This is a genomic window from Bradyrhizobium sp. 76, assembly GCF_023073025.1.
GTDB lineage: Bacteria > Pseudomonadota > Alphaproteobacteria > Rhizobiales > Xanthobacteraceae > Bradyrhizobium.
The window spans coordinates 1-956 of the sequence record NZ_JADPIS010000096.1 but is presented as its reverse complement, the minus strand read 5'-3'; the positions used below and the strand labels follow the sequence as shown (position 1 = coordinate 956).

General features: G+C 58.3%; 1 pseudogene. It reads right to left on the bottom strand.

The features are described from left to right. Positions 1–171 (bottom strand): annotated as a pseudogene (locus IVB48_RS23615) (IS701 family transposase); the annotation flags it as partial. Positions 172–956: the final 785 nt, after the last annotated feature.

Here is a 956-nt window from a genome sequence, read left to right as displayed (position 1 = left end):
CATCCAACCGGTCTTGCGCTGCTCATCTCCGAGCAGACCTTCCAGGAACAGGCCTGCATTCGTCGCCACACGCTCTTGCGTGAACAACGGACGTATCCGTTTCTTGATCTCTCGAAGCGACGCCGCCCACAACGCAAGCGCCTCCTCAACCGACGCGGCCCGCGTCCACATGGCTGCCCATGGATTCAGACGCCCGCAAAAAAGGCAACTGTAATGCTAGTTGTTCATTGCGGGTACTTGCATATTGGCATCCACAGCATCGCATGCGCAAAGAGGCGAGCAGCCTGCGAGTGAGGTGTGTCGCAGCCTGCTCGTGGACAGCAGTCCGAGAAATATTGTAGGCGTACGCAAATGCGACTTTCTTGATACCAGCCCTCGGCTGTGAGCGCTGTTTGAGCGACACGATTGGCGGCATGCGTCTGCAAAACAGCAAAGGCCATTTTCGTGGATGATGTTAACTTGAACCCGAGGGGCGAGTGCGTTTTGAAGCCATCGCACACACGCCTGAGTTCGCTCCGTCCAAGGCAACGCAGTTTCAAGTTAGTGCCGCCCGTGTGTCGCGCAACTACGCCGCCGGTTACCCAGATGAACTGGTCGGGGCTGCCTAGCCGATTTCGACGAGCTGCACCGCTGTGCGACCCGGAGCAGTGTGCGCAGCAGTTCAGTTCGGGACGAGTCTGTGCCATGCTGCTGGGGTCATAGGCACCGACGCCGAGACGGTGCTAACACTTTGCGCGGCCTGCACGTCTCTATCGGCAGGAGCGTTGCGTGATTAAACGACGTGACCAGAACCGCGCCTTAAAGCTCCGCTTGTAGGATGGCAATGATATCTCCCAATCGGTCGCTTGCATCTGCCAAGCTAGGAGCCTGTCTGTTTAGTCGCGGTGTGGCCGCGACGATAAGACGATAACATGACGGCGCTCATCCGGCAGCCAGCGCGAGCTTTCGGAGGTTGT